29 protein-coding genes are annotated in these 26,150 nt (G+C 62.9%); 18 read left to right on the top strand and 11 right to left on the bottom strand.

Annotation, left to right across the window (positions count from 1 at the left end; all coding sequences use genetic code 11):
* Positions 1 to 2: 2 nt before the first annotated feature.
* The 9 genes from fliJ (at position 3) to fliR (ending at position 5,842) form a co-directional block, all read left to right on the top strand.
* Positions 3 to 473, top strand: coding sequence for a flagellar export protein FliJ (gene fliJ, locus J1G37_RS27345; RefSeq protein ID WP_207046728.1), 471 nt, complete (start codon positions 3 to 5; stop codon positions 471 to 473).
* 8 nt (positions 474 to 481) lie between these two features.
* Positions 482 to 1,609 (top strand): flagellar hook-length control protein FliK, encoded by a 1,128-nt coding sequence (locus J1G37_RS27340; RefSeq protein ID WP_207046727.1) that lies wholly within the window; start codon positions 482 to 484, stop codon positions 1,607 to 1,609.
* A 123-nt stretch (positions 1,610 to 1,732) separates the two neighbouring features.
* The gene (locus J1G37_RS27335) at positions 1,733 to 2,191 is read left to right on the top strand and encodes a flagellar basal body-associated FliL family protein (RefSeq protein ID WP_207046725.1); all 459 of its coding nucleotides are present in this window, start codon (positions 1,733 to 1,735) and stop codon (positions 2,189 to 2,191) included.
* Between the two features lie 3 nt (positions 2,192 to 2,194).
* Complete coding sequence (fliM, locus tag J1G37_RS27330) at positions 2,195 to 3,250, top strand: flagellar motor switch protein FliM (RefSeq protein WP_124526386.1); 1,056 nt, start codon at positions 2,195 to 2,197, stop codon at positions 3,248 to 3,250.
* Complete coding sequence (gene fliN / locus J1G37_RS27325) at positions 3,243 to 3,713, top strand: flagellar motor switch protein FliN (protein WP_207046723.1); 471 nt, start codon at positions 3,243 to 3,245, stop codon at positions 3,711 to 3,713. Before fliM ends, fliN begins: the two co-directional genes overlap by 8 nt.
* Positions 3,710 to 4,087 carry a flagellar biosynthetic protein FliO gene (fliO, locus tag J1G37_RS27320; protein ID WP_207046721.1) on the top strand — a complete coding sequence of 126 codons (378 nt, stop codon included), beginning with the start codon at positions 3,710 to 3,712 and terminating at the stop codon, positions 4,085 to 4,087. Before fliN ends, fliO begins: the two co-directional genes overlap by 4 nt.
* Positions 4,084 to 4,764, top strand: a complete 681-nt coding sequence (gene fliP / locus J1G37_RS27315; RefSeq protein ID WP_207046719.1) for a flagellar type III secretion system pore protein FliP — start codon at positions 4,084 to 4,086, stop codon at positions 4,762 to 4,764. The genes fliO and fliP overlap by 4 nt, the downstream gene beginning before the upstream one ends.
* A 13-nt stretch (positions 4,765 to 4,777) precedes the next feature.
* Complete coding sequence (fliQ, locus tag J1G37_RS27310; protein WP_017735842.1) at positions 4,778 to 5,047, top strand: flagellar biosynthesis protein FliQ; 270 nt, start codon at positions 4,778 to 4,780, stop codon at positions 5,045 to 5,047.
* 6 nt (positions 5,048 to 5,053) lie between these two features.
* Positions 5,054 to 5,842 carry a flagellar biosynthetic protein FliR gene (gene fliR / locus J1G37_RS27305; protein WP_207046717.1) on the top strand — a complete coding sequence of 263 codons (789 nt, stop codon included), beginning with the start codon at positions 5,054 to 5,056 and terminating at the stop codon, positions 5,840 to 5,842.
* A gap of 510 nt (positions 5,843 to 6,352) precedes the next feature.
* Here fliR and flgL read toward each other — a convergent pair.
* The 11 genes from flgL to flgB all read right to left on the bottom strand — a co-directional run bounded on the left by flgL (position 6,353) and on the right by flgB (position 16,162).
* On the bottom strand, positions 6,353 to 7,549 hold the full coding sequence (flgL, locus tag J1G37_RS27300; RefSeq protein ID WP_207046715.1) for a flagellar hook-associated protein FlgL: 1,197 nt from the start codon (positions 7,547 to 7,549) through the stop codon (positions 6,353 to 6,355).
* A gap of 12 nt (positions 7,550 to 7,561) precedes the next feature.
* Positions 7,562 to 9,166: a flagellar hook-associated protein FlgK gene (flgK, locus tag J1G37_RS27295; RefSeq protein WP_207046714.1), complete on the bottom strand. Its 1,605-nt coding sequence runs from the start codon at positions 9,164 to 9,166 to the stop codon at positions 7,562 to 7,564.
* 65 nt (positions 9,167 to 9,231) lie between these two features.
* A complete protein-coding gene (gene flgJ, locus J1G37_RS27290; protein ID WP_207046713.1) occupies positions 9,232 to 10,122 on the bottom strand; it encodes a flagellar assembly peptidoglycan hydrolase FlgJ in 891 nt (296 codons plus the stop codon).
* A complete protein-coding gene (locus J1G37_RS27285; protein ID WP_017735837.1) occupies positions 10,122 to 11,231 on the bottom strand; it encodes a flagellar basal body P-ring protein FlgI in 1,110 nt (369 codons plus the stop codon). The genes flgJ and J1G37_RS27285 overlap by 1 nt, the downstream gene beginning before the upstream one ends.
* An 11-nt stretch (positions 11,232 to 11,242) precedes the next feature.
* Entirely contained in the window at positions 11,243 to 11,899 is a 657-nt protein-coding gene (locus tag J1G37_RS27280; protein WP_017735836.1) for a flagellar basal body L-ring protein FlgH, read from the bottom strand.
* Positions 11,900 to 11,913: 14 nt separating this feature from the next.
* On the bottom strand, positions 11,914 to 12,696 hold the full coding sequence (flgG, locus tag J1G37_RS27275; protein ID WP_017735835.1) for a flagellar basal-body rod protein FlgG: 783 nt from the start codon (positions 12,694 to 12,696) through the stop codon (positions 11,914 to 11,916).
* 31 nt (positions 12,697 to 12,727) lie between these two features.
* A complete protein-coding gene (locus J1G37_RS27270) occupies positions 12,728 to 13,465 on the bottom strand; it encodes a flagellar basal body rod protein FlgF (RefSeq protein WP_207046712.1) in 738 nt (245 codons plus the stop codon).
* 4 nt (positions 13,466 to 13,469) lie between these two features.
* Positions 13,470 to 14,618, bottom strand: a complete 1,149-nt coding sequence (flgE, locus tag J1G37_RS27265) for a flagellar hook protein FlgE (protein WP_207046711.1) — start codon at positions 14,616 to 14,618, stop codon at positions 13,470 to 13,472.
* 29 nt (positions 14,619 to 14,647) lie between these two features.
* The gene (locus J1G37_RS27260; protein WP_207046710.1) at positions 14,648 to 15,325 is read right to left on the bottom strand and encodes a flagellar hook assembly protein FlgD; all 678 of its coding nucleotides are present in this window, start codon (positions 15,323 to 15,325) and stop codon (positions 14,648 to 14,650) included.
* Between the two features lie 3 nt (positions 15,326 to 15,328).
* Positions 15,329 to 15,736: a flagellar basal body rod protein FlgC gene (gene flgC, locus J1G37_RS27255; protein ID WP_207046709.1), complete on the bottom strand. Its 408-nt coding sequence runs from the start codon at positions 15,734 to 15,736 to the stop codon at positions 15,329 to 15,331.
* A gap of 15 nt (positions 15,737 to 15,751) precedes the next feature.
* Positions 15,752 to 16,162, bottom strand: coding sequence for a flagellar basal body rod protein FlgB (gene flgB / locus J1G37_RS27250; RefSeq protein WP_207046707.1), 411 nt, complete (start codon positions 16,160 to 16,162; stop codon positions 15,752 to 15,754).
* Between the two features lie 162 nt (positions 16,163 to 16,324).
* On the opposite strand from flgB, the gene flgA reads away from it, so the two are divergent.
* From flgA to J1G37_RS27205, 9 genes are all read left to right on the top strand, one after another.
* Positions 16,325 to 16,984: a flagellar basal body P-ring formation chaperone FlgA gene (flgA, locus tag J1G37_RS27245; protein WP_242551764.1), complete on the top strand. Its 660-nt coding sequence runs from the start codon at positions 16,325 to 16,327 to the stop codon at positions 16,982 to 16,984.
* An 80-nt stretch (positions 16,985 to 17,064) separates the two neighbouring features.
* Positions 17,065 to 17,343: a flagellar biosynthesis anti-sigma factor FlgM gene (gene flgM, locus J1G37_RS27240; RefSeq protein ID WP_207046705.1), complete on the top strand. Its 279-nt coding sequence runs from the start codon at positions 17,065 to 17,067 to the stop codon at positions 17,341 to 17,343.
* 27 nt (positions 17,344 to 17,370) lie between these two features.
* On the top strand, positions 17,371 to 17,802 hold the full coding sequence (locus J1G37_RS27235) for a flagellar protein FlgN (RefSeq protein WP_207046703.1): 432 nt from the start codon (positions 17,371 to 17,373) through the stop codon (positions 17,800 to 17,802).
* 85 nt (positions 17,803 to 17,887) lie between these two features.
* Positions 17,888 to 18,418: a sigma-70 family RNA polymerase sigma factor gene (locus tag J1G37_RS27230; RefSeq protein WP_017735826.1), complete on the top strand. Its 531-nt coding sequence runs from the start codon at positions 17,888 to 17,890 to the stop codon at positions 18,416 to 18,418.
* Positions 18,415 to 19,371 (top strand): FecR domain-containing protein, encoded by a 957-nt coding sequence (locus J1G37_RS27225; protein WP_207046701.1) that lies wholly within the window; start codon positions 18,415 to 18,417, stop codon positions 19,369 to 19,371. Before J1G37_RS27230 ends, J1G37_RS27225 begins: the two co-directional genes overlap by 4 nt.
* Before the next feature lie 88 nt (positions 19,372 to 19,459).
* Entirely contained in the window at positions 19,460 to 21,865 is a 2,406-nt protein-coding gene (locus tag J1G37_RS27220) for a TonB-dependent siderophore receptor (protein WP_207046699.1), read from the top strand.
* Positions 21,866 to 21,941: 76 nt separating this feature from the next.
* Positions 21,942 to 22,478 (top strand): sigma-70 family RNA polymerase sigma factor, encoded by a 537-nt coding sequence (locus J1G37_RS27215; RefSeq protein ID WP_207046697.1) that lies wholly within the window; start codon positions 21,942 to 21,944, stop codon positions 22,476 to 22,478.
* Positions 22,475 to 23,440, top strand: a complete 966-nt coding sequence (locus tag J1G37_RS27210) for a FecR domain-containing protein (protein ID WP_207046696.1) — start codon at positions 22,475 to 22,477, stop codon at positions 23,438 to 23,440. Before J1G37_RS27215 ends, J1G37_RS27210 begins: the two co-directional genes overlap by 4 nt.
* Before the next feature lie 90 nt (positions 23,441 to 23,530).
* A complete protein-coding gene (locus tag J1G37_RS27205) occupies positions 23,531 to 25,945 on the top strand; it encodes a TonB-dependent receptor (RefSeq protein ID WP_207046695.1) in 2,415 nt (804 codons plus the stop codon).
* Positions 25,946 to 26,150 lie beyond the last annotated feature (205 nt).

Here is a 26,150-nt window from a genome sequence, read left to right as displayed (position 1 = left end):
CGATGGCTAATCAATCGCTGCACCTGCTGATCGAAATGGCCGCCAAGGCCCGAGACGTCGCGGCCCGCGCCCTGGCGCAGAGCCGCAGCGCTGAGCAGCAGGTGATCAACCAGTTGCGCACCCTCGACCAGTACCAGCAGGAATACCGCCAGAACTTGCAAGTGGAGTTGGCCAGCGATGGCATGAGCCCGTCGGCGCTGACCAATTACCGCGGCTTTTTGCAGTCGCTGGAAGAAGCGGTGGAGCGCGCGCAAAAAAGCCTGGAGCGGCATCGCAAGCAAGTCGCCCATCACCAGCTCACGTGGATGGCGCAGTGGCGCAAGGTCAGCTCGATTGAAGCGCTGCTGGCGCGGCGGGCCCAGCAGGAACAGGTGCTGGCGGGGCGGGTGGAGCAACGGCAGTCCGATGAGCTGGCCAGCCAGTTGCGGCGCCGGGTTGCGGCGTTTCCTTCTTCCATCGATAGCGGTCTTTAAGGAACAACATGGATATTCTCGCGACGTTAGTGCCGACTGCTGCGCCCGCGCCGGTGGCGGACAGTGTTGCCGTGGAGGCGCCGGTGGCGCTGGCGGATTCGTTTGAGGCGGTGTTGAGCCAGGTGGTTGCGCCGGTGCCGCAAGCGTTGCCGGTGGTGCAGGCGCCGGTTCCGGTTCCGGTCCAGCCGCCTGTGGCCGTCGCCCCTGCGCCCGTTGCGCCGGTCGTCGTGCAAGTGCTGCCCGTGGAAGAGCCCGAGGCTGAGCTGCCGCCCGTGTTGCCGGATGAACCGGTGGCTGAAGCCGAAGTGACAAAACCAACGACGGCGGCTGACAGCACCCTCGACGATATCCGCCAGCGCATGGCCCTGATCGAAAGCGCCGGGCAACTGGACGCTTCGGCAGTGATCGTCGCGCCGCCGATTCCGCTTAGCCTGCCGGTACCGGTCAACGTCACTCCGACCGCGCCCGAGCCCGTGATCAGCCGCGCGCCAACCCAGGCCCCGAGCCTGCCGGTCGCGGCGGAGGATGAGCCCGACACGCCAGAACCGGTGGACCTGCCGGACGCCATGCCCGCGTTGGTCGCCACCGTGGCGGAGGCGATCCCGCAGGTGCGCCCGCAGGCTGACGACAGCCAACCCGACAACCCTGATTCGCCTGGCGTGTTCAGCCTCGCGCCGGCACCGGCCAGCCCGGTCGCAGCCCCCGTCGCCGACAACGATCTGGTCGTCGCCGCCGCAGTCGGCAGCACCGACTGGGCCGCCGACCTCGGCCAGCAGATGGTCGATATGGTCAGCCGTGGCGACAGGCAAGTCGACCTGCACTTGCACCCCGCCGACCTCGGCCCACTGTCCATCAGCCTCGATCTGAACGACGGCACCACCCAGGCGCAGTTCCAGGTCGCCCATGCCTCGGTGCGCGCGGCGGTGGAGCAGGCGTTGCCGCAATTGCGCGAGGCGCTGGCGAGCCAGGGCATTGCGCTGGGGCAGGCGTCGGTCAGCGATCAGTCCTCGCGCGGCAGTGCGCAGCGTGATCCGCAGCCGTCAGCGTTCAGCCGCAGCGACACCTCGCCAGTGGCCGAACCGGTGGTGGTGCAACAGGTGCAGCTGGCCCGCTCGGCGATTGACCTGTACGTGTGAATCCCAAATCAAAACAGCGAGATACCGCCGTTACCCGTGTCTTATCGCGCCATGGGCGGGGCGGGGCGCTGGTCATACTGGCGCCCTGCCTGATCGTTTCCCTTCATTGCATGGTTCCCGCCAATGACCGCCACCCGCAAAACCCCCTGGCTCTTGATTGTGTTGCTGGCGCTGGCCGTCGTCGCCGCAAGTACCGGTGGTACCTACCTCTACCTGAGCCAGGTGGATGTCGCCAAGGCCGCGCCGGTGGCGAACAAACCCCAGGCGCCACGCTTGGTCACGGTGGCCCCGATGACGGTGAACCTGTCCAACGAGCGCGATGAGCCGAGCCTGCTGTATGTGGGGTTCGCCCTGGAAGTCGCCGACGACGCGACCCAAGCCCAACTGAGCGACTACATGCCGCAATTGCGCAGCCAGTTGCTGACCCTGGTCAGCGGCCAGAACAGCACGCAGTTGATCACCCCCCAAGGCAAGGCCGCCTTGGCCGCGCGCATCCTCGACGCCCTCAAGCAACCGCTGGCGCCGCAGCAACCCGCCCCCGCGTTGCTGCGCGTGCTGTACACCGACTTTATCGTGCAGTAACCCATGGCCATCGACGATTTGCTCTCCCAGGACGAGATCGACATGCTGCTGCGCGGCAGCGACGAGACCGACGCCGCCCATGAAGAAGCCGGCACCCTCGACGCCGCGCGGGTCCGCCCGTATGACCCGGCGACCCAGCACCGGGTGATCCACGAGCGCTTGCACGCGCTGGACATCATCAACGAGCGCTTCGCCCGTTATTTCCGCATGAGCCTGTTCAACCTGATCCGGCGCAGCATCGACATCACCGTCAAAAGCGTGCGCTACCAGAGCTACAGCGAATTCTCGATGCACATGCCGATGCCCACCAACATCAACCTGCTGGCGATGAAACCTTTGCGCGGCACCGCGTTGGTGGTGTTCCCGCCAGCGGTGGTGTTCATGGTGGTGGACAACCTGTTCGGTGGCGACGGGCGCTTTGTGACCAAGTCCGAAGGCCGCGAATTCACCCGCACCGAACAGCGCATCATCCAGCGTCTGCTGGGGCTGTCGGTGGACGCCTACAAGGGCGCGTGGAAGTCGGTGTACCCCCTGGAAATCGAATACCTGCGGTCGGAGATGCAGGCCAAGTTCGCCAACATCACCAGCTCGCCGAATGAAATCGTGGTGAATGCCACCTTCCACCTGGAGGTCGGCAACCTCTCCAGCGATTTCAATATCGTGATTCCGTACCTGATGATCGAGCCGATGCGCCAGTTGCTCAACGGCCCGCTGACGGACACCAATCCCGAGGAAGAGCGCCATTGGAACAAGCGCATGGCGGGCGAAATCGCGCAGTCGGAGATTGAACTGATCGCCGACTTTGTCGAAATGGATGCGCGCGTCGGGCAAGTCATGGCGCTGAAAGTCGGCGACGTGCTGCCCATCGAACTGCCCGACATCATCAGCGCGCGGGTCGATGGCGTACCGGTCATGACCTGTGAATACGGCAGCCAGAACGGCCTGCGCGCCTTGTTGGTGAAGGACCTGGTCGATCATTCCCTGAGCCTTTCTTCCTCCTCCTCCAGCCGATTCGTGAAGGGCCACGTCCCCACAGCCAAGGACTCCGAGCATGACTGATCCAACTGTTACCGAGCCCCAAGAGCCGGATGAATGGGCCGATGCCCTGGCCGAACAAACCATCGCCGAAGGGGCCGATGACCCGTGGGCAATTGCCCTGGCCGAACAAGAGGCCGCTGATGCGGCGCTGGAAAGCCCGGCACCGAGCATCGGTTCCAGTGTGTTCAAGCCGCTGTCGCCGGCGCAGCCCGCCGCCGCTGCGCGCGAGCTGGAAATGATCATGGATATTCCGGTCAAGCTCAGCGTGGAGCTTGGCCGTACGCGCATCACCATCAAGCAGTTGCTGGAGCTGGCCCAGGGCTCGGTGCTGGCGCTGGATGGCCTGGCGGGCGAGCCGATGGACATCCTCATCAACAGCTACCTGATCGCCCAGGGCGAAGTGGTGGTGGTGGATGACAAGTACGGGATCCGTATCACCGAAATCATCACGCCGTCCGAACGCGTGCAAAAGCTCAACCGATGAACAGCGCAAGCCCGCCGCTCGGCGTGCCCACGGACAGCGTGATGAACCTGGCGCTGCTGGGTAAAACCGCACTGGCCCTGGCGGTGGTGCTGGGCTGCGTGCTGGTGTTTGGCTGGCTCGCCCGACGCATGGGCACGCGGGCGTTGGTTCCCGGCAAGCAGCTGCGGGTGGTCAGCAGCACAGGCCTGGGCCAGCGCGAAAAAGTGGTGATTGTGGAAGTGCGTGGGCAATGGCTGGTGCTCGGCGTGACGGCGCAGCAGGTTACGGCGCTGGCGCAGATGGACGCGCCGCCGCCTGAGCCCGAAGCGGTGGTCGCTGAGCGTTTTTCCGAACGTCTGGCCAATGCCTTGTCGCGCAAGGGCCGTTCTTCATGACTGGCATGGAAGGCCTCAGCGCTTTCACCGGGCAAGCGGCTGGCCAGCAATGGTCGCTGAGCCTGCAAACCTTGTTGCTGCTCAGCGCCATGGCGTTCTTGCCGGCGATCCTGCTGATGATGACCGGCTTCACCCGCATCATCATTGTGCTTGGCCTGCTGCGTACGGCCATCGGCACCACGTCGGCGCCGCCGAACCAGGTGCTGTTGGGGTTGGCGTTGTTCCTGACGTTTTTCGTGATGTCGCCGACCCTCGATCAGGCTTACGAAAAGGCCTGGTTGCCGTTCTCCCATGATGAGATCTCGGTGGAACAATTCCTCAAGGACGGCAGCCAGCCGTTTCGCAAGTTCATGTTGACCCAGACCCGCCAGGCCGACCTTGCACTGTTCGCGCGGCTGGCGCAGATCGACGACCTGCAAGGCCCCGACGACGTGCCCATGCGTGTGCTGCTGCCGTCGTTTGTCACCAGCGAACTGAAGACCGCGTTCCAGGCCGGTTTCACCATCTTTATCCCGTTCCTGATCATCGACCTGGTGGTGGCGAGCGTGCTGATGGCGCTGGGCATGATGATGGTGCCGCCGGCCACGATTTCCCTGCCGTTCAAGCTGATGCTGTTTGTGCTGGTGGACGGCTGGCAATTGCTGCTCGGTTCGCTGGCGCAGAGTTTTTACACCTGATGAGGCGCCGCCGATGACCCCGGAAATGGTGATGGACCTGGCTTACAAAGGCATGCGCATGAGCATGATCGTGGCCGCGCCCGTGTTGTTCGTGACCCTGTTTATCGGCCTGTTGGTGAGCCTGTTCCAGGCCGCCACGCAGATCAACGAATCCACCCTGTCGTTTATTCCCAAGATCATCGGCGTGTGCGTGGTGCTGGTGATCGCCGGGCCGTTGATCATGGAAATGCTCGTGGATTACACCCGTGCCCTGTTCACCAGCCTGCCCACGCTGATCGGCTGACGCGCCGTGATCGAAGTCAGCTCGGCGCAGCTGCAACTGTGGCTGACAGGCTTTTTCTGGCCGTTCTGCCGAGTGCTCGCGTACCTGATGAGCGACCCGATCCTGGGGCACAAGAACGTGTCAAGCCAGGTCAAGGTCGGGCTGGCGATGTTGCTGGCGTTCCTGCTCGCACCGAACCTGCCGCCGTTGCCCCAGGTGGCGCTGTTCTCCTGGCCAGGGCTCGGCGTGATCGTGGAACAGGTGCTGATCGGCATGGCGCTGGGCATGGTCATGCGCGTGACCCTGGCGGTGGTGGAAATGACCGGCGACATCTGCGGCATGCAGATGGGCTTGGCGTTTGCCACGTTTTTTTCCGCCGATACCAGCACCAACAGCCTGGTGCTGTCGCGGTACCTGGGGATGATTACCGTGCTGATGTTCCTCGCGCTTGATGGGCATTTGATGGTGCTGGAGTTGCTGGCCGGCACGTTCAAGACACTGCCGATTGGCAACCTGCGTTTCGACCCGAACGCCTGGCAGCTGATTGCGCGATACGGCAGCACGATCTACCTGACCGGCTTGTTGCTGGCGTTGCCGATGGTGGGCACGTTGCTGATCATCAGCCTGGCCATGGGCATCCTCAACCGCGTGTCGCCTCAGCTCACGGTGTTTTCGGTGGGGTTTCCGCTGACGTTATCGGTGGGGTTGATTCTGCTGATGGTGGTGATGGGCGACCTGGGGCCGTTTCTGGCGACGTTGCTCAGCAATACCCTGCATTTCATGCAGTACCTGACGGACAACATGGCCGTTCCCTGAAGCTACTGCGATCCAACTGTGGGACCTGGCTTATGTGGGAGCTGGCTTGCCTGCGATAGCGGTGGGTCAGCCAGCACCTGTGTCGCCTGATACACCGCCATCGCGGGCAAGCCCGCTCCCACAGTTTTTACCCAGTTCAGGTGGTTAGATGTATTCGAACAGGGACATCTTCTGGATGCTGACAAACGTTTGCAGAGCCACTTGCAGCGAAGCTTGTGTGGGAGCTGGCTTGCCTGCGATAGCGGTGGGGCAGCCAGCACTTGTGTCGCCTGATACACCGCCATCGCGGGCAAGCCCGCTCCCACAGTTTTTACCCAGTTCAGCCGGTTAGATGTATTCGAACAGGGACATTTTCTGGATGCTGACGAAGGTTTGCAGAGCCACTTGCAGCGAAGCTTGTGTGGGAGCTGGCTTGCCTGCGATAGCGGTGGGTCAGCCAGCACCTGTGTCGCCTGATACACCGCCATCGCGGGCAAGCCCGCTCCCACAGTTTTTATCCAGTTCAGGTGGTTAGATGTATTCGAACAGGGACATCTTCTGGATGCTGACGAAGGTTTGCTGGGCGGCTTGCAGGGCCACTTGCAGGGAGGTGTATTGCGTCACCGACTCGGTGTAGTCCGCATCCACCAACCCCGACAATCGTTCCGTGTAGCTCAACGCCAGGTCGTCGCCGATGGTGTCGAGCACGTCCAGTTGATTGAGCCGCGAACCCACCGAGGTCTGCACCGTCAGCACCGTGTCCTGGGCGTTGCTCAGTTGGCGGCTGGCGGTAGAGAGGGTGTTGTTCAGGCTGGCTCTGTCGGCGTCGGTTTCCACTGGGGTTTGCAGCACGGAGATCAGGTTTTTCAGGGTGGCGAACAGGTCCGGGTCGGCGTCGGCGGCTTTGCTGACGCTGATGCTGTCGCCGTCGACCGGGGTGCCGCTGAGGGTCAGGGACAGGCCGTTGACTTGCAGGGTGTCGCCCGAGGTGTAGGCCACCGGGGTGGCGCCGTCGAGGCTGTATTGCGCGGTGCCGTCGGCGGCGGTGCTGAAGGTCAGACTGAAGCCGCTGCCGTAGTTGGCGGCTGTGGTGTCGGTGATGGTCGGGCCGCTGAAGGTGACGCTGCCGCTGTTGTCGCCGGCTTCGGCGATAAAACCCGCCGAGCTGCTCACCGATTGGAAAATCGTCGCGCCGGTGTCGCCGCTGGCCATGCTCTGGGTCGAACTGACCAGTTGCGTGACCACATTGCTGTCGCCCTGGTAAACCATGTTGCCGTCGGCATCCGCTGCGAACGCCGGGCTTTGGCTCTGGTAGCCGGAAAACAGGTAGTTGCCGTTGCTGTCCGTGGCGTTGGCCAGGGTGACGAGGGTGTCGTACACGCCTTGCAACGAGGTGGCGATGGACTCGCGGTCGGCGTCGCTCAACGTACCGTTGTTGGCCTGCACGATCAGCGAGCGCGCGCTGGTGATTGCATCGTTGATGCTGTCCAGGGTGCTTTCTTCCTGGGACAACGAGGTGCTGATGCTGCTGCGCGCATCGGCGTATTGCTCATTGGCGGCAATTGCCTGGCGCACGTTGACGGCTTGCGCGGCGGCCAGCGAGTCGTCGGACGGCGTGACCACCCGCGTGCCGCTGGCCACTTGTTGGGCGGCGGTCTGGTAGGCACTTTCCTGGGCCAGCATGGAGGTGAGGCTTTGGTTGTAAATCGTCGCACTGCTCAGGCGCATGGCGGCGCTCCTTTAATTGATGTCGAGGATGGTGTCGAGCAGGCTGGTGCCGACTTCAACCACCTTTGCGCAGGCCTGGTAGTACTGCTGGTAGACGATCAGGTTGGCCGCCTCCTCGTCCAGGTTGACCCCCGATTCCGACTGTTGCAGCGTCGTCAGTTGTTCGGTGAGGCTGGTCTGGGTTTCCAGTTGCCCGGCGACTTTGCTCGCGGTGCTGCCCACATCGCTGACCAGCGCCGAATAGGTCTGGCTGAGGGTCTTGCTGCCGCCGACGATGCTGTCGGTTTGCAGGTTGAGCATGGCCAGGGCGTTGCTGTTGTCGCTGCTGCCGGTGGACGTGCCGGCCGCGATCAGGCTGCCGTCGCTGGTCAGGGTGGTGAAGCTGCTGGCGGCGTTGCGCGTGGGCAAGATCAGGAAACTGTCGCCGTCGTCGGCGGTGCCGCTGATGGCCACGCTCATGCCGGCGAAGGTCAGCGTGCCGCTGTCGTAGGCCGAGGTGACGCTGGCGCCGGTGTCGTTGCGGGTCACGCTGTAGCCGTCGCTGTCGGAATAGCTGACGGTGTAGTCGGTGGCGGCGAGGGCGCTGACGTCGTCGCTGAAGGTGGCGCTGAGGGTCGCGTCGCCGGTGTTGGTGGTGTTGCCGTAGACGCTTGGATCGTCCACCGAGAACAGTGCGCTGCCGCTGTCGCCATTGAGGTCGATGCCGGAGGCCTGCAAGGTGTTGAAGGCTTGGGTCAGGCTGACCGCGAGGATGCCCAGCTGGTTTTGCGCGTCGCTCAGGCTGTTGTCGCGAAAGTCCATCAGGCCGCCGAGGGAGCCGCCTTCAAACGTCGAGTCGTCGAGTGTGGTGGTGTGGCCGGCGGCGTCCACGTAGGTGACCACGGTTTGTGTCGGGTCGCTGGCCGAGACGGCGGTTTGCAGGTCGAAGCTGCTATTGCCCGACACCAACGCCAGGCCGTTGCTCAGGGACACGGTGTAGCTGCCGTTGTCCTGGCTGGTGACGTCGACATCCACCAGTTCGCTGAGTTGGCTGACCAACAAATCGCGCTGGTCGAGCAGGGCGTTGGAGGTGGAACCCAGGGCGTCACTCAGGCTGATCTTTTTGTTGAGCCCGGCGATCTGTTCGGTGAGGTCGTTGACCTGGCTGACCTGGTCGTCGATCTGGCTGTTGACGTCGTTGGCCATGTCATCGAGGTAGCTGCCCAGCTGGGTGAACTGCGAGGTCAGGGTCTGCGCGGCACCGATCACTTCTTCGCGGGCGGCGGTGTCGCTGGCGTCGGAGGTCAGGGTTTGCAGGGCCGAGAAGAAACTCTGCATCAGCGTGTCGAGGCTGGCGTCGCCGTCGGCGAGCAGGCTGTCGATCTGGTCGACCTCGGTCTGGTAGGTGGACAGCGCGCTTTCGGCGCTGATGGAGCTGTTGAGCTGGGTGGTGACGAACTGGTTGTACTGGCGATCCACACTGGAGATCTGCACGCCGCTGCCCGAGGTGGACTCGGAGAAGTTCGCCACCTGCAAGGTGTAGCCCGCCGTGTAGGCGTTGGTGGTGTTGCTGCTGCTGGTGCTGAGGGCGATCTGCGCGGCGGACAGGCCGCTGACGCCAATGGAAATAATGCTCATCGAGAAGCTCCTGGGCTACATGCTTGGCACTATCGGCCCGGCGATGGGGTGAATTGACCCCTGGCCTATAAATCGTTGCGTGCTTGTGTGGTGGGCAAGGGGCCGATGGTGGCCATGACGGAAATCAGCTTTTGCGCATAACGCGGGTCGGTGGCGTACCCGCCCTGTTGCAGCGCGACGGCGGCTTGCGGTGCGTCGCCGGCCGTGCGCACGGCGGCGTAGCCGGGGCGGCTGCGCATTAGGCGCGCGTAGTCGGTGAAAGCGGCTTCGTCGCTGGCGTACACGCGGAAACTTTCCAGCTGCTTTTGCGCCTGGGCGTCGCTGTATTCGGTGGTCAGCACTTGGGTGGTCGCGCCTTGCCAAGCGCCGCCGGCCTTGATGCCGAAGAGGTTGTGGCTGTCGGCGCCCTGGGCGGTGGTGATGGTGCGCCGGCCCCAGTCGGTTTCCAGCGCGGCCTGGGCCAGGATCAGTTCGGCGGGCACGCCACTGTTGCGCGCGGCGGTTTGTGCCGGGCCGCTGAGGCGGGCGATGAAGGCTTGCACGTGCTCGGGCTGGTCGCTGTTGCTGGCGCTGACTTCGCGGCGTTTCCAGGCTTCGAAAGGTGAGCGCGTCGGCAGATCGAGGAATGCGGTGGTGGCGGCGCTCAGTTCAGGGTTCTGTTGCGCGGCGTAGCCGCTCAGTTGCCGGGTGAGCTGTTCAGCCAGGCCGATGCCCTTGCCCGACAGGCTCTGCGCCCATTGCTGGTCGAGCATCTCGGTGTACAGCTCGGTTTGCGAGTTGCTCGACAGCTCGGACTTGGGCACCGCCGCGCGCATGCTTTTGAGCATCATCTGGATAAACACTGCCTCGAACTGCTTGCTGGCTTCCTTGAGCCCGGCATGGGGGTCCAGGTGCGCGCGGTTGCGCAGATGATCAAGGCCCTGCACGTCCAGGGCAAAGTGATCGGTGCTTTTCATCAGATGATCTCCAGCTCAGCCCGCAGGGAGCCTGCGGCCTTGAGCGCTTGCAGGATGACCATCAAATCCTGTGGCGTGGCGCCGAGGGCGTTGAGGCCCTTGATCACGTCCATCAAGTTGGCTGTGCCTTCCAGCAGGTGTAGCGAGCCGCCCTGGGATTCGATGGAAATATTGCTCTGGGACGTGACGGCGGTCTGCCCACCACTGAACGCACCGGGCTGGCTGACGGTGTTGGTGGTGTCGATGATCACCGACAAGTTGCCGTGGGCCACGGCCGCGCGGTACAGCTTCACCGAGCTGTTGAGCACGATGGAGCCGGTGCGTGAATCGAGGATGACTTTTGGCCGCGCCTGGATCGGCAGCACTTCGATGCTTTCGATGCGCGCCATGAAGTTGGTGCGCTCGTTGGGCGACACCGGCCCCTGGATCTCGATCAGCCCGCCGTCCACGGCCGAGGCCACGGTGCGGCGCATGTCCAGGTTGATCGCATAGACCACACGTTGTGCGGTGGCGGAGTCCGGCTCATGCAGGGACAGACCGAGCAGGCCGTGCTCGTTGTTCAGGTTCAGCGCCACCGCACGTTCGATGATCGCGCCACGGGGGATGCGCCCGCCCGCCAGTTGGTTGACCGTCACGCTGCTGCCGTTGGCTGACGCGCCGGCGCCGCCTACCAGCAGGCTGCCTTGGGCCACGGCGTAGACTTCGCCGTCGGCGCCTTTCATCGGCGTCATCAATAACGTGCCGCCGCGCAGGCTCTTCGCGTTGCCGATGGACGACACCACCACGTCGATCTGCTGGCCGGGGCGCGACAGGGCGGGCAGGTTGGCGGTGACGATCACCGCGGCGATGTTGCGCATTTGCATGTTCGCCCCGGCGGGCAGGGTCACGCCCAGCTGCGAGAGCATGTTGGTCAGGCCCTGTTCGGTGAACGGGCTTTGCGTGGTCTGGTCGCCGCTGCCGTCCAGGCCCACCACCAGGCCGTAGCCCACCAGGCTGTTGGGGCGGATGCCGGCGAAGTCGGCGATGTCGCGGATCTGCTCGGCGTGCGCTGTTGCGCACAGCCACAACGGGCAGCTCAACAGCAGGATTCTGACGGCTCTCAGGAACATGGCAGGGTCACTCAAAAAGGTGAAACGTTCAGCAGGATGCGATGCAGCCAGCCCATGCGCTGCGCTTCGTTGATATAGCCATCGCCCACGTACTCGATGCGCGCCTGCGACACCTGGGTCGAGGACACGGTGTTCTCGCCGGTGATGCTGCGCGGGTTGACCAGCCCGGAGAAACGGATGAACTCGGTGCCCTGGTTGATCGCGATCTGTTTGTCGCCGCGCACCCGCAGGTGCCCGTTGGGCATCACTTGCATCACCGTCACCGAGATGGTCCCGGTGAACGAGTTGTTCGCCTGGGAACCGCCGGCGCCGATAAAGTCGTGGGTGGTGGAGGCGTCCATGCCAAACGAGCCGACCTGTGATGCACGGGCGGAGGTGGTGGCGAACTTCAACCCCATGGAGCCGGCGCGGCTGGCGTTGGATGAAGAGTTCTTGCTGGCGCTGACCTGTTCTTCCAGCTGGATGGTCAGCGTGTCGCCGACCCGGCGCGGGCGGCGGTCTTCGAACAGCGGCTGGGAGCCGAGGCTGCCTTGGTAGATCGAACCGTTGGCCTGGCGCAACGGGTAGACCGGCGCCGGCAGGTCTTCTTCGGGCACCACCGGTTTGTGCGGCAGTTGATCGCAGCCGGCGAGGGCCAGCACGCAGGCGAGTAGATACTTGTGAGCCATGGTGGGGATCTCGCTCAGAGCTGGGTCAGACGCTGGAGCATCTCGTCCGAGCTTTCGACGGCCTTGCTGTTGATTTCATAGGCGCGCTGGGTCTGGATCATGCCGACCATTTCTTCCACCACGTTGACGTTGGACGTCTCCACGTAACCCTGGGACAGGGTGCCGCCGCCGTTCAGGCCCGGGGTGGTTTCGGTGGGCGAGCCGGAGGCGTCGGTTTCCAGGTAGAGGTTCTGGCCGATGCTTTCCAGGCCGGCCGGGTTGATGAACAATGCCAGGTTGAGCTGGCCGACCTGAGTCGAGGTGGACGCACTCGGCGTGGTCACCGAGACGATGCCGTCGGTGCTGATGGTGATCGCGGTAGCGTTGGCCGGGATGGTCACGCCGGCCGAGAGTTTGTAGCCGTTGGAGGTGACCATCTCGCCGTTGGAATCAAGCTGGAAGCTGCCGTCGCGGGTGTAGCCGGTGCTGCCATCGGGCATGTCCACCTGGAAAAAGCCCAGGCCGTTGATGGCCAAGTCCTTGGAGCTGCTGGTCTGTTCCAGGTTGCCCTGGGTGTGCAGGCGCTCGGTGGCGACTTCGCGCACGCCGGTGCCGACCTGCAAGCCGGACGGCAGGCGCGTGTCGGTGCTGCTTTGCGCGCCGGGCTGGCGCACGTTCTGGTACACCAGGTCTTCGAACACCGCGCGCGAGCGCTTGAAGCCGTTGGTGCTGACGTTCGCCAGGTTGTTGGCGATCACGTCCATTTGCCCTTGTTGGGCTTCGAGGCCGGTCTTGGCCGTCCACAGTGAGCGGATCATCGTTTGGTTCCTTGTCGGTGCAACGGTGCGCTCAGCTCAGGGACAGCAGGCTGTTGGCGCTCTTGGCGTTTTCGTCGGCGGTGCTGATGGCTTTCATCTGCATGTCGTAGCGGCGTGAGTTGTCGATCATCGCGACCATGGCGCTGGTCGGGCTGACGTTGCTGCCTTCCAGGGCGCCGGGGGCGACGCGCAGGGTGTCGTCGGCGGGCAGCGCTTGCGCGTTGGCGGTGCGGAACAGCCCGTCGGTGCCGGGTTGCAAGGTGCCGGGCAAGGCCGAAACCAGCTTCAACTTGCCCACCGGGCTCAAGCCGCGCGGGCTCATGCCCAGTTCACGCACGCTGATGGTGCCGTCGCTGCCAAGGGTGACTTCGCTGCCCAGCGGCACGGTGACCGGGCCGCCGTCGCCGATCACCGGGCGGCCGCCCACGCTCATGGCGCCGGTGCCGTCCACCTGCAAATCGCCGCGCCGGGTGTAGGCCTCGCTGCCGTCGCCGGCCTGCACCGCGAGCATGACGTTTTCGCCCAGGGCTACGTCCAGTACGCGGTCGGTGTGCACCACCGGGCCTTGGCTCCAATCGACGCCGATGCCGTTGGCCGCCACCGAAACGCGGGTCGGCAGGCCTTCGCCGGCAACGGGTGAAGACTGCATCTCCACCAGTTGCGCACGAAAGCCCGGCGTGACGATGTTGGCCAGGTTGTTGGCAACGACGGCTTGTTGTTCGAGGGCCTGGTTGGCGCCGCTCATGGCGGTGAAAAGCATGCGGTCCATAGGGTCAGGAACCGATGTTCACGGCTTGCTGCAAGACTTCGCTTTGCGCCGTGACCGACTTGGCGTTGGCCTGGAAGTTGCGCTGGGCAATGATCAGGTTCACCAACTCGGCAGTCAGGTCGACGTTGGAGTCTTCGGTGGTGCCGCTGAGGATCGAGCCCAACGAGCCGCTGCCGGCCACGCCGAGCAAGGCCTGGCCGGACGAGGACGTGGCCAGCCAGGTGTTGTCGCCATTGGCTTTCAGGCCGTTTTCATTGCTGAAGGTGGCGAGCTGGATCTGGTCGATGTTCTTGGTCTGGTCGTTGGAGTAGGTGGCGACCACGGTGCCGGTTTCGTCGATGCTGAAGCTCACCAGGCTGCCGGAGGTGTAGCCGTTCTGCGAGATATCGGACACCGCCGAGTCATTGCCGAACTGGGTGGTGCCGGTGAGGTCGAGGGTGATCGACAGCTCGGCGGCGCCGTTGGCCGGGTCGTAGGTGTAGGTGCCGGTTTCGCCGCTGGTGATCAGGCCGCTGGCGCTGAAGCCGACGGTCTGGGTCTCGGTGAGCAGGTTGCCGTCGATGGCGGTGTGCACTTCCCAGGTGTTGTCGGCGGTCTTGCTGAAATACAGGGTGCTGGTGTGGCTGATGCCGAGGGAATCGTAGAGCGTGGCGCTGGTGGAATAGGAGTAGGTGGACGAGTCGGTCTGGTCGAAGGTGGCGGTGATGGTGTCTTCGCTGGCGTCCAGGTTCAGCTCGGCATCCAGCTCGGTGCTGGCGCTGGCTTGCAGGCCGGTGGTGGGGATCTGGATCACGCCGTTGACGCCGAGCAGTTGGTCGCCGGCGGCGTTTTCCAGGTAGCCCTCGGCCGTCAGGGTCAGTTGGCCGTTGCGCGAGTACACGGTTTGCGTGCCGTCGGTGAAGGTGAAGAAACCGTCGCCGTTGATCGCCAGGTCCAGGGAGTTGTCGGTGGTGGTCAGGCTGCCGGATTCGAAGTTCTGCACCACGCCGGAAACCTGGGTACCCAGGCCCACGTCCGCGCCGGAATACACATCGGCGAACTGCGTGGTGGAGCTTTTGAAGCCCACGGTCTGGGAGTTGGAAATGTTGTTGCTGACCACGTTGAGGTCGGTAGACGCCGCCGACAGGCCACTGAGCGCTTGGGAAAAAGCCATGGTGTTTCTCCTTTATATAAGTAGGCGAGTCAGAGGACGAGGCTGATGTCGCTGAGGGCGACGTTGTCGTTGACGCCGCCCAGGTCCAGGGCGACCTGGTTGCTGCTGTCGGTGGTGACGCCGGTGACCAGTGCGTATTTCAACGCCGTGCTGGTCACTGCGACGTCGCTAGCGGTGGCGCTGATGGCAAAGGTGTAGGCGCCGTCGGCGGCGGTGCTGCCGTCATCGTTCAGGCCGTCCCATGACAGCGCTTGGGTGCCGGCACTCATGCTGCCTTCATCAATCGTGCGCACCACCGTGCCGGTGCTGTCCTTGATGGTGACGGTGACGTCATCGGCGGCGCTGTCGAGGGTCACGCCAAAGGTGGTGGCCACGCCGTCGCCGACCTGGAGGGTGTTGCCGTCGATCAATACGCCGTTGCCCACCAGCGCCGAGGCTTGCAGGGTTTCGGCGGCGCTGATTTGGCTGGAGATGCCTTCCAGCGTCGAGGTGACGTTCTCGATGCTGCTGATGGTGCTGATCTGCGCGAGCTGGGTGACCATTTCGCTGTTGTCCATCGGGTCGGTGGGGTCTTGGTTTTGCAGCTGGGTGGTGAGCAGGGTGAGGAACTGGTCCTGCAAATCATCCGCCGCCGAGGTGGTGCTGTCGGCGGTGCTGCTGGTGCTGTTCATGCTCGACAGAACCGAGCTGGCAATCGTACTGGTCATGGTTTACGCCTCACCCAGGGTTAGAGTTTTGAGCATCATTTCCTTGCTGGTGGACATGACTTCGACGTTGGCCTGGTAGGAGCGCGAGGCGGAGATCATGTTGACCATTTCGCCCACGGGCTCGACGTTGGGCATGGTCACGTAGCCGGATTCGTCGGCGAGCGGGTCGCCGGGGCGGTATTCCTGGCGCATCGGCGAACCGTCCTCGACCACCTGGCTGACGCGCACGCCGCCGATGTTGCTGCCGGCCTGGTATTGGGATTCGAAGACCACTTGGCGTGCGCGATAGGCGGCGTTGTCCGGGCCGCTGGTGGTGTCGGCGTTGGCCAGGTTGCTGGCGGTTACGTTCATGCGCTGGGACTGGGCGCTGAGCGCGGAGCCGGCGATATCGAAAATGCTGAACATCGACATGGTGCTTTCCCTGGGTTATTCGGACTGCATGGCGGTCTTGAGCGACTGCAAGCGGCTGGTCAGGAACGTGAGGCTGGCCTGGTAGCGCACGGCGTTGTCGGTGAACTGCGCGCGTTCGCGGTCCATGTCCACGGTGTTGCCGTCCAGGCTCGGTTGGTCGGGCACGCGGTAGAGCAACTCGCGGCTGGACATGCTGTTGGATGAGGCTTGCAGGTGGCGGTCCGACGTGGTGGCCAGGGCCATGCCGCTGCCCATGTGCTGTTTTTGCAGGGAGCTGGCCAGTTCGGTGGAGAAGTCGAAGTCCCGCGCGCGGAAGTTCGGTGTGTCGGCGTTGGCGATGTTGTTGGCCAATACCTGCTGGCGCTCAGCCCGCAAACTCATTGCGTCCTGCTGAAAGCGCAGCTCGTTGTCGAGCTTGTCGATCATGGTTGCGGACCTGTGCATCAAATAAATGAACGGCTCGCAGGTTAGTCCCAAGGCTGCCTGGGCAAAGGCCGAAACAGGCGGCTATTTGGCGACTAATTCCGGCCTTGCCCGGAGGGGAGGACGACTAGAATTCGGCGCTGGGCAGTTCGGAGGGCAGGGCGGATGACGTGGCGATTAGGCGGTTTGGTGTGTTTGCTGTGCAGCGCCATGGCCCAGGCGGATAGCCTGGAGGACAGGGTGCGCGCGGTGATCAGCCCGCGTTTGCCGGCGCATGCGCAACTGGTGGCGGTGGACCTCGGCCAGCCGGCGGCGCGCATCGTGGAATGCGCAGAGCCGCGACCGTATCTGGTCCATCCCGAGCTATACGCATTCGGCCGGGTGGCGATGGGCGTGCGCTGTGGCAGTGAGGTGGCGGGTTACCTGCAAGTCAGTGTGCGGGTGGTGGGTGACTATATAGTTGCGCGCCAACGCATCACGGCGGGGGAGGTGATCAAGGCGCCGATGCTGGAAATCAAACGCGGCCCGTTGGAGCGGTTGCCCAAGGGCGTGCTGTTCGATACCGCGCAGATCATCGGGCGCCAGGCCAGCCGCAACCTCAGTCGTAATGTGGTGCTGACCCAGAACAGTGTGCGCGAGCGTTGGCTGGTGGAGCGCAACCAGCAGGTGACGTTGCAGGCCGAAGGCGCGGGTTTCACCATCAGCCGTGAAGGCAAGGCGCTGGACAATGGCAGCCTGGGCAGCACCGTGCGGGTCATGGGCAACGACGGCAAAATGCTCAGCGCCCAAGTGGTGGGCCAGAACGCGTTGCGGTTGCGCTACTGAGTTATTTCGATCAACGGTCAAAGTTTGCCTTTGCGATTGCCGATAGTTGACCCAACCCCACAGCAGATGAAGCCTCTAACGTGAAAATCATAAGTGCGAACCTGACCAACACCCCGGCGCCCGTCGACAGCCAGGCGGCCGGCAATCAGCGCATTGAATTGCTGGCGCTGGAAGCGACCGTGGATGACGGCGTGCAGGTTTCCAGCAGCAGTGCCGAGACGCGCGTGGAGAGCTCGGCGGATGTGGACATGGATAAAGTCGCGGCGGTACGCCAGGCGATTGCCGGTGGGACGTATCAGGTCAGCGCCGATTCGATCTTCGACGGCCTCGCCGCCAGCGTGGGTGAAACCGTCGAATGAGCGCGGGCCGATGAGGTGCAGGTGCCTATGAGCCTGGGCAAACATCTGCAATTGCAGCAGCAGGCGATCGAGCAGTTGGTGCAGTTGCTGGAGCAGGAACGGTTGGCGTTGGCCCAGGCCAAGGTCGAGGGCGAACGCTTGCAGGAACTGACGGCGAGCAAGCAGGCGGCGTTGCTCAAGCTGGAGCAACTGGAAGCGATCCGCAGTGGTGCGCAGTCGAAGCTCGGCTATGGCAGCGGTCGCCAAGGGGCATTCAAGGCGGCCGAGGATGCCGACTGCCTGGCGGCGTGGCGGCAGGTGCAGGCGTTGGCGCAACGGGCGCGGCAGCTCAACCTGGCCAATGGTGGGGCGATCCGGCAACGCATGGCGTGTAACCAGAAGATTGTCGGGTTTTTGAACAGCGTGGGGGGGGACAGGTTGTATGGGCCGGATGGGCGCACGCAGCGGGACAACCCTTGAGTCGGGCTGTCGGTAATTTTTCCCCGTTGTGGTGGTTATCTTTTCTTATTACCATTGGGAACAATTCTTATTCGTAGGGCTGCCCATGCCCCCGCTTCCCGAGCCCTCACCCTTTAACGTTGGCAGTTTGTATTCGGCCCACCACGGCTGGATTCAACGCTGGCTGGCGCGAAAACTCGGTAATGTCAGTGACGCCGCCGAATTGGCCCACGATGTGTTTGTGCGTTTGCTGACTCATCCACGCGAGTTCGGCAGCGACGGGCATGCGCGGGCGTATCTGAGCACGCTGTCGCGTAATGTCTGTGTGGATTTTTTCCGCCGCAAGCAGGTGGAGCAGGCGTGGCTGGAGGTGTTGGCGAGCCGGCCGGAAGCGTGTGCACCGTCGGAAGAACACCGGGCGCTGGTGCTGGAAGCGCTGGTGCATTTGCAGGCGATGCTGGATCGCTTGCCGGTGAAGGTGTCCGAGGCGTTCTGCCTGGCGCAGATCGATGGCTTGAGTTACCGCGAGATCGCGCTGCGCATTGGCGTGAGTGAGCGCACGGTGACCAAGTACATCGGGCAGGCCATGTTCCAGTGCATGGTGCTGGAAGCCGAGCTGGATGGCGCCTTGTCGTGAGCACTCGTTCTGGTGGCCTGGACTATGCCGCGCTGCAACAAGCCGCTGACTGGTTTGCGCGCCTGAGTGCCGAGCCGGATGCGCGGCATCTGCATGACGCGTGGCGCCAGTGGCATGGGCGCAATGAGGTCAACCCGTTGGCCTGGAGTTATGTCGCGCGGGTGAGCCAGCGGTTTGCGCCGTTGCAGGAGGATGTGCCGGGGGCTAACCAGGCGTTGGCACACCTGCGCGGTTCGCAGCGCTCGCGGCGGCAGGTGTTGCGCGGGTTGTCGATTGTCATGGGCGGCGCGCTGCTGGGCTGGGGGAGTTGGCAGCAGCGGGGCGCCTGGAGCCGCGATTTCCACACCGGTGTCGTGCCGCTGGGCGAACAGTTGTTGGCCGACGGTACGCGTATCTGGCTCAACAGCGGCACGGCGCTGGACGTCAACTTCAGTGCCGGGCAGCGGGAATTGAAGCTCTACAGCGGTGAGATTCTGATCAACACCGGCAACGACAGTCGCCCGTTTGTGGTGGAGACCGCGCAAGGTCGCCTGCGGCCGTTGGGGACGCGGTTCAGCGTGCGTGAACAAGATGGGCGTACGCAGCTCAACGTGTATGAAGGCCGTGTGCAAGCGGCGTGTGGTGACAGCGGCCAGACGCGCATCGTGCCCGCGGGGCAGGGGGTGGGCTTTGACCGCCACGGCCTGTCGGCGCTGCACCCCGCGCAACCCGGGCGCGAGGCGTGGGCGAAAGGTGTGTTGATGGCCAACGATATGCGCCTGGCGGACTTTGTCGGTGAACTGGCCAGCTATCGCCATGGGCATCTGGGCATTGATCCGCAGGTCGCCAACCTTCGAGTGATGGGCACGTACCCCTTGCAAGACACCGATCAGGCGCTGGCCATGCTTGCGCAGGTGTTGCCGGTACGTATCGAGCGGCCGTTTGCCTGGTGGGTCAACGTGGTGCCGCGCTGATTTTTTTCATGCGTGCTTCCGGTTTTGCGTTCTCATTCGAATTAGAGAAGGACAACGGCTTGATGCCTCCTTCGACCGGAACTGTTTTATGCCTCTATTCCTGCGTAACGCCCCCCAACCTTTGGCCCTGGCGATTGCCTTGGCCTTGGCCATGCCCGCCAGCTTGAGCTTTGCCCCCCTGGCGGCTGCCGCTGAACAGGCCGTCCAGCGCTTCGACCTGCCCGCTGGCGCCTTGGCGGATCAGCTCAATCAGCTCGCCGCCCAAAGCGGCGTCTACCTGGCGGGCAATGCGGCGCTCACTGCCGGCAAGACTGGCCCGGCGCTGCATGGCAGCTACTCGGTGGACCAGGCGTTGCAGGTGCTGCTGGCGGGCAGCGAGTTGACGGTGGTGCAGACCGGCGAGGGGCGTTATCAAGTGCAGCCGGGGGTGGGCGGTGCCGTGCAATTGGGCGCGATTTCGATTTCCGGCATGGCGCCGGGTTCGACCACTGAGGGCACCGGCCTTTACACCACCTATTCGTCGAGCAGTTCGACGCGGTTGAACCTGACTCAGAAAGAAACCCCGCAATCGGTCACGGTGATCACCCGCCAGCGTCTCGATGACCAGCGGCTCACCAACCTCACCGAAGTGCTGGAGGCCACGCCGGGCATTACGGTGCTGCGGGTGGGCGTCGGCGCGGAGAACGATACTTACTGGTCGCGCGGTTTCCAGATCAACAACTTCGAGATCGACGGCGTGCCGACGTCGGCGCGCCTGGATAACACCACGCAGAACACGGCGATGTACGACCGTGTTGAAGTGGTGCGTGGGGCGACGGGGTTGATCAGTGGGTCGGGCACGCCGTCGGCGACCATCAACCTGATCCGCAAGCGCCCGACGGCCGAAGCGCAGGCCAGTATCACGGGGGAGGCGGGCAGTTGGGATCGCTATGGCACGGGGTTCGATGTGTCCGGGCCGCTGACCGACAGCGGCAATATCCGTGGGCGCCTGGTGGTGGACTATAAGAAGCAGAACTCCTGGGTGGATCGCGTCAACACCGATTCGCAGATGGTGTACGGGATATCCGAGTTCGACCTGAGCGACGCGACGATGCTGACGGTGGGCTTCAGCTATATCAACAATCAGGTGAATGACCCGTTGCGCACCGGCTTCCCGATGTTCTACAGCAACGGCAACCGCACCACCTTCAGCCGCTCGGCCAACAGTGCGCCGGATTGGGCCTATAACGATCGCAAGCAGACCAATGTGTTCAGCTCCATCGAGCATCAGTTCGATAATGGTTGGAGCGGCAAGGTTGAGGTCAGCCACACGCAGAACCAGTTCGATGAGCTGATCAACTATATGAACGGCAGCATCGACCAGGAGACGGGGGCGGGGGCTTATCTCTATCCCAATCGCTGGTCGGGCACGCCGCGCCAGAACAACCTCGATGCTTATCTGACCGGGCCGTTCAGCCTGTTTGGGCGCGAGCATGAGTTGATCGCTGGCGTGACCATGTCGCGTTACCACGAAAATACGCCAAGCCATGGCGGCTGGTTTGGCAGTTGGACCGGTTACGACGGCACCGTGCCGAACATCTTCAATTGGAGTGGCAGCGGCGCGAATATTCCGAACACCACGCCGGTGGGCAAGACTCATATAGAAGAGAACCAGTATGCGGCGTACCTGACGTCACGTTTGCATGTCACCGACAACACGGCGGTGATCCTTGGCAGCCGTGTTACAGACTGGAAGCGCAGCAATGAAGTGGTGACCTACGCCGACCCGAGCCAGAACACCGAGAGCAAGGAAACCCGCAACGGCGTGTTTCTGCCGTATGCCGGTGTCGTGTACGACTTGAGCAGCACCTGGTCGCTGTATGCCAGCTATACCAAGATCTTCAACCCCCAGGCCTACGGCATTCATGATGCGAGTTACAAGGCGTTGGACCCGCAGGAAGGCACGGGATATGAGGTCGGTGTGAAGGGTAGCTTCAACGACGACAGACTCAACGCGAGCCTGGCGCTGTTCAAGATCGATCAGGACAACTTGCCGGTGTTTGTGGGTGACCCGGATATCTACCGTGCGGAGCAGGGCACCACGACCAAGGGCGTGGAGCTGGAGTTCAACGGTGAGTTGAGTGATGGCTGGCAAGCGTCCGCCGGTTACGCCTATAGCGTAAGCACCAATGCCGATGATCAGCGCATCGTCACCACCAGCCCGCGTCACAGCCTCAAGACCTTTACCACTTACCGCCTGCCGGGCGTGCTCGACAAGGTGACGGTGGGCGGTGGGGTGAACTGGCAGAGCAAGACCGGGATGGATTTGCATACGTTCGAGCAGGGCAGCTATGCGTTGACCAACCTGATGGCGCGGTATGACATCAGCCGCAATCTGAGCGCGACGTTGAATGTGAACAACGTGTTTGATCGCAGTTATTACGCTTATGCGGACAGTTGGAGCGTCTATGGCGCGCCGCGTAACTTCATGACGAGCTTCAAGTACACGTTCTGACCTGGCAATTGCGGGGGGCGATGCATCAAAGTTACACTTGCTAATCATTCTTATTAGCAAGCAAGGCACGCTCTCCATGAAGGTTCCGCCTGGTGCTCCTGTTCTCAGTTCCAACCTGGAGGCGCTCTACCGCTCGCACCATGGCTGGATGCAGCAGTGGCTCCAACGCAAGCTGGGCAATGCCAGCGATGCGGCGGAGCTGGCGCATGACGTGTTCGTGCGCTTGTTGGCCACGCCGCGCACGTTCAACGATGACGAGCATGCGCGCGCTTATCTTGGGCGCATGTCGCGGCATATGTGTGTGGACTTCTGGCGCCGTCGGCGCATCGAGCAAGCGTACCTGGACGTACTGGCGGCGCAGCCTGAGCATCAGGTGCCGTCGCTGGAGTATCAGGCGATCATCCTGGAAACCCTTGGGCAGTTGCAGGCCATGCTGGAGCGGATGCCCAAGCGGGTTGCCGAGACATTCCTGCTGGTGCAGTTGCAAGGTCTGACGCAGCGCGAAACGGCGCTGCGGCTGGGGGTGAGCGAGCGCAGTGTGAACAGTTATCTGGCGCAGGCGATGTATCAATGCCTGCTGTTGGAAGTCGAGCTGGCTGGAGCGCTGATATGAACCCGGCCGCGCCCGATCATCGTGTGCTGCAAGCGGCGGCCAGCTGGTTTGCGCGCTTGCATGCACAGCCGGATGACCCCCGCGCCCACGGCCAGTGGCGGGCATGGCTGGCGGAGGATGCTCAGCATCGGCTGGCGTGGCAGTACGTGGAGGGCATCAATCAGCGTTTTGGCAACCTCAGCGGTAGTGCCGATCAGGCGCATCAGGTGTTGACGACGTTGCGCCGTGATCGCGTTTCACGCCGAACCTTGCTCGGCAGTCTATGTGTGGCGGGCATGGGTGGGCTGCTGGCGTCGGCGGGTTGGCGACAGGGCTGGCTGGACTCGCCGCGTGCTCTGTTTGCGACCTATCGCACCGGGTTGGGTGAAGTGCGGCCGATCCGCCTGGCCGACGGCAGCCAGCTGTGGCTCAACGGCGCGACGGCGCTCGATGTGCACTTCGATGAGGGCGTGCGGCAGCTGCGGTTGTATCGCGGTGAAATGCTCATCGAGACCGGTACCGATGTGCGCCCTTTGCAGGTAGTGACGCGGGCCGGGCGCATGCAACCGCTGGGCACCGTGTTTGGTGTGCGGGCCGAGGGCGTGCAGACCACGTTGAGTGTATTTGGTGGCGCGGTGCAGGCTACTTGCGCAGACAGCGGCCTGCAGGTGCAGGTCGCGGCGGGCCAGGCAATGGTGTTCGATGCCCAGGCCGGTGGCGCGTTGGTGCCAGCGCAAGCCCGGCGTCAGGATTGGCGTCGCGGCGTGCTGGTGGCTGAGGACCTGCCGCTGGGCGAAGTGGTGCAGACACTTGGGGATTACCGTCAAGGTCATCTCGGTATCGATCCGGCGCTCGCCGGTTTGCGCGTGGTGGGGACCTATCCGTTGCTCGACAGTGACCGCGCGCTGGCGATGCTGGAGCGGGCGCTGCCGATTCGGGTGGTGCGCACGTTGCCTTGGTGGGTGTCGGTCGAGGCACGTTGAAAATAATCCGAAAAACTTTTTCCGGTTTTGCGCGGCTCGCTCGCTTGGTTGGATGACGCTCCTCCATTCGACTTGCGAAAGGATTCATTCATGCTGTCTCGCACTACCGTTTTCTCACGCCGCCATCCCCTGGCTCTGGCTGTGGTCATCGCTTTGGCCGTTGATGTCGTTTCTGCCCAGGCCGACAGCCCGGGCGCTGCTGCCCAATTGCAAACTCTGGAGATCCCGGCAGGTCCGCTGGCTCGTCAGTTGAACCTGCTGGCCAGCCAGGCGGGGATTCTGATCGGGGGGGATGCCACGCTCACGGCCAATAAGCAGAGTCAGGCGGTGCACGCTTCGAGCGTCGAGCAGGCGCTGGCGCAGATGTTGGCGGGCACTGGCGTACAGGCGGTGCGCACCGGGGAGCGTGAGTTTCAACTGATCGTGCAACCGGCAACGGGTTTGACACTGGGGGCCACCACTATCACCGGCCAGGGCTTGGGGATGGTGACGGAGGGCAGCGGGTCGTATGCGACCGGGCGCTCGTCCACCGCCACCAAGCTGGCGATGTCCCTGCGTGAAACGCCGCAGTCGGTGACGGTCGTTACCCGTCAGCGCATGGATGACCAAAGCATGAAGAACCTCGACGACGTGATGCAGAACGCCACGGGCATCATGGTGGTCAAGAATGGTGGCGAGCGTTCCTTGTACCAGGCGCGTGGGCAGTTGGTGGACAACCTGCAGATCGATGGCGTGCCGACCAATATCAGCAATGCGTATTCGATGGATGCGATCTCCAAACCCACCACTGACATTTACGACCGGGTCGAGATCGTGCGCGGCGCCACGGGTTTGATGGAGGGGGCGGGGACGCCGTCGGCGTCGATTAACCTGATTCGCAAACGTCCGACGGCCGAGCCGCAAGCGCTGATTGAAACGTCGGTGGGGTCTTGGGACGACTATAAGACGATGGTGGATCTGTCCTCGCCGCTGAATGAAGAAGGCACGCTGCGTGGGCGATCGGTGATTTCCTATAACAATGCCAACAGCTACCTGGATATCGCCCGGAAAGAGAACCAGCTGTTCTATGGCATCCTCGAAGCCGATGTGAGTGAGTCGACGCTGGTGACCCTCGGTTACAGTTATCAGAAGGAGCGCAATTCGGGGTACGACTGGTCTGGCTTGCCGATCCATACCGATGGCACGTTCTATCCGCTGTCACGTTCGACATCGCTGACGGGGGACTGGAATCATCTCGACAAGCGCAACACTACGGTCTTTACCGATATCCAGCACAGCTTTGCCAATGACTGGAAAGCGGTGGTGGCGGTGAACCAGATGTGGTCCAAGGCGGATTTTCTGGGTAACTACACCTGGCCTGCTGGCGACACTGACCAGTTCACCCTCAACCCACGTCATTTCCGTTATGACGATACTCAGACCAGCATCGATGGCTACGCGTCCGGTCCGTTCCAGCTGTTGGGTCGTCAGCATGAGCTGATCATCGGTGGGAACTGGCGCAAGGATGACTTCGATTACCACGGCGGTCGGGATGCGACGTACCGCTACGTGGTGGATATGAACGATGTGGGGGCCTTTGATCCGCCTGCGCCGACGGCGCTGAATGTCAACCAGTGGAAATACAACCGTACGCAAGAACAGAAGGGCGTCTATATAGCAGGGCGCTTCAGCCTGACCGATTCTACAAAGCTGATCCTTGGCAGCCGTTTGAGTTGGGTCAGCTACGACAGCCTGGATATGGTGAGCCGGCCAGTAACAAACCACTACTCCAAGAGCGGTGAAGTCACACCTTACGCGGGCCTGGTCCAGGACCTGACCGAAAACCTGACGGCGTACGCCAGCTATACCGAGATTTTCAAGCCGCAGAGCAACCAGGACATTACGGGCTCGGTGCTTGAACCCATGACTGGCAGCAACTATGAGCTTGGGCTCAAGGGCGAGTTCTTCGACAAACGTCTGCTGGGCTCGATTGCGCTGTACCAGTCCGATCAGACTGGGCGTCCTGAGTTGGTGACCTGCGACCGTGACTGGTCCTGCTATCGCCCTTCCGACAAAGTGCGCAATCGCGGTTTCGAGTTGGAGGTCAATGGGGAGGTGACGGCGGACTGGAACCTTTCGGCGGGTTACACCTACAACCAGTCCAAATATGTCGGGGGTGAGCAGAAGGGCGATGATTTCAACAGCGCTGCGCCGCGTCATCTATTCAAGCTGGCTACCGACTACCGCCTGCAGGGCGCGCTCAACCACATGCGGGTTGGTGGCAGCTTCTATGCACAGAGCACGATGGTGCAGAGAGAGTATGGCAAGACGTACAAGATCCAGCAGGACGCATACCACTTGACCAACCTGCATGCGGTCTATGAGATCAATAAGAACCTTGAGCTGCAGTACAACCTGGACAACGTATTCGACAAGAAGTACTACCAGACGCTGGGCAACCCCAATTACTGGAACTTCTATGGTGAGCCGCGCAATTTCAACATGGCGTTGCGCGCGAAGTTCTGAAGGCGGGGAGGCTGCCTGCGCAGGTGAATGGCGGCCTTCTCAAGAATGTGAAGAAAAGGGTTGACGGCGAATTGTAACTGTCTATAATTCGCCCCACTTCCGGCGCAGTCGAAACGGAAAACTCCTTGGTAAACAATGAGTTATGTAGGTTTCGGCAGCAGGTGCTTCAGTTCATCGAAGCCAGAAAGAAGTTGAAAAAGAGGTG

Origin of the sequence: Pseudomonas sp. Marseille-Q1929, from assembly GCF_017316265.1 — a bacterium.
GTDB lineage: Bacteria > Pseudomonadota > Gammaproteobacteria > Pseudomonadales > Pseudomonadaceae > Aquipseudomonas.
The sequence above is the reverse complement of the archived record's forward strand: the minus strand, read 5'-3'. Positions and strand labels throughout refer to the sequence as shown.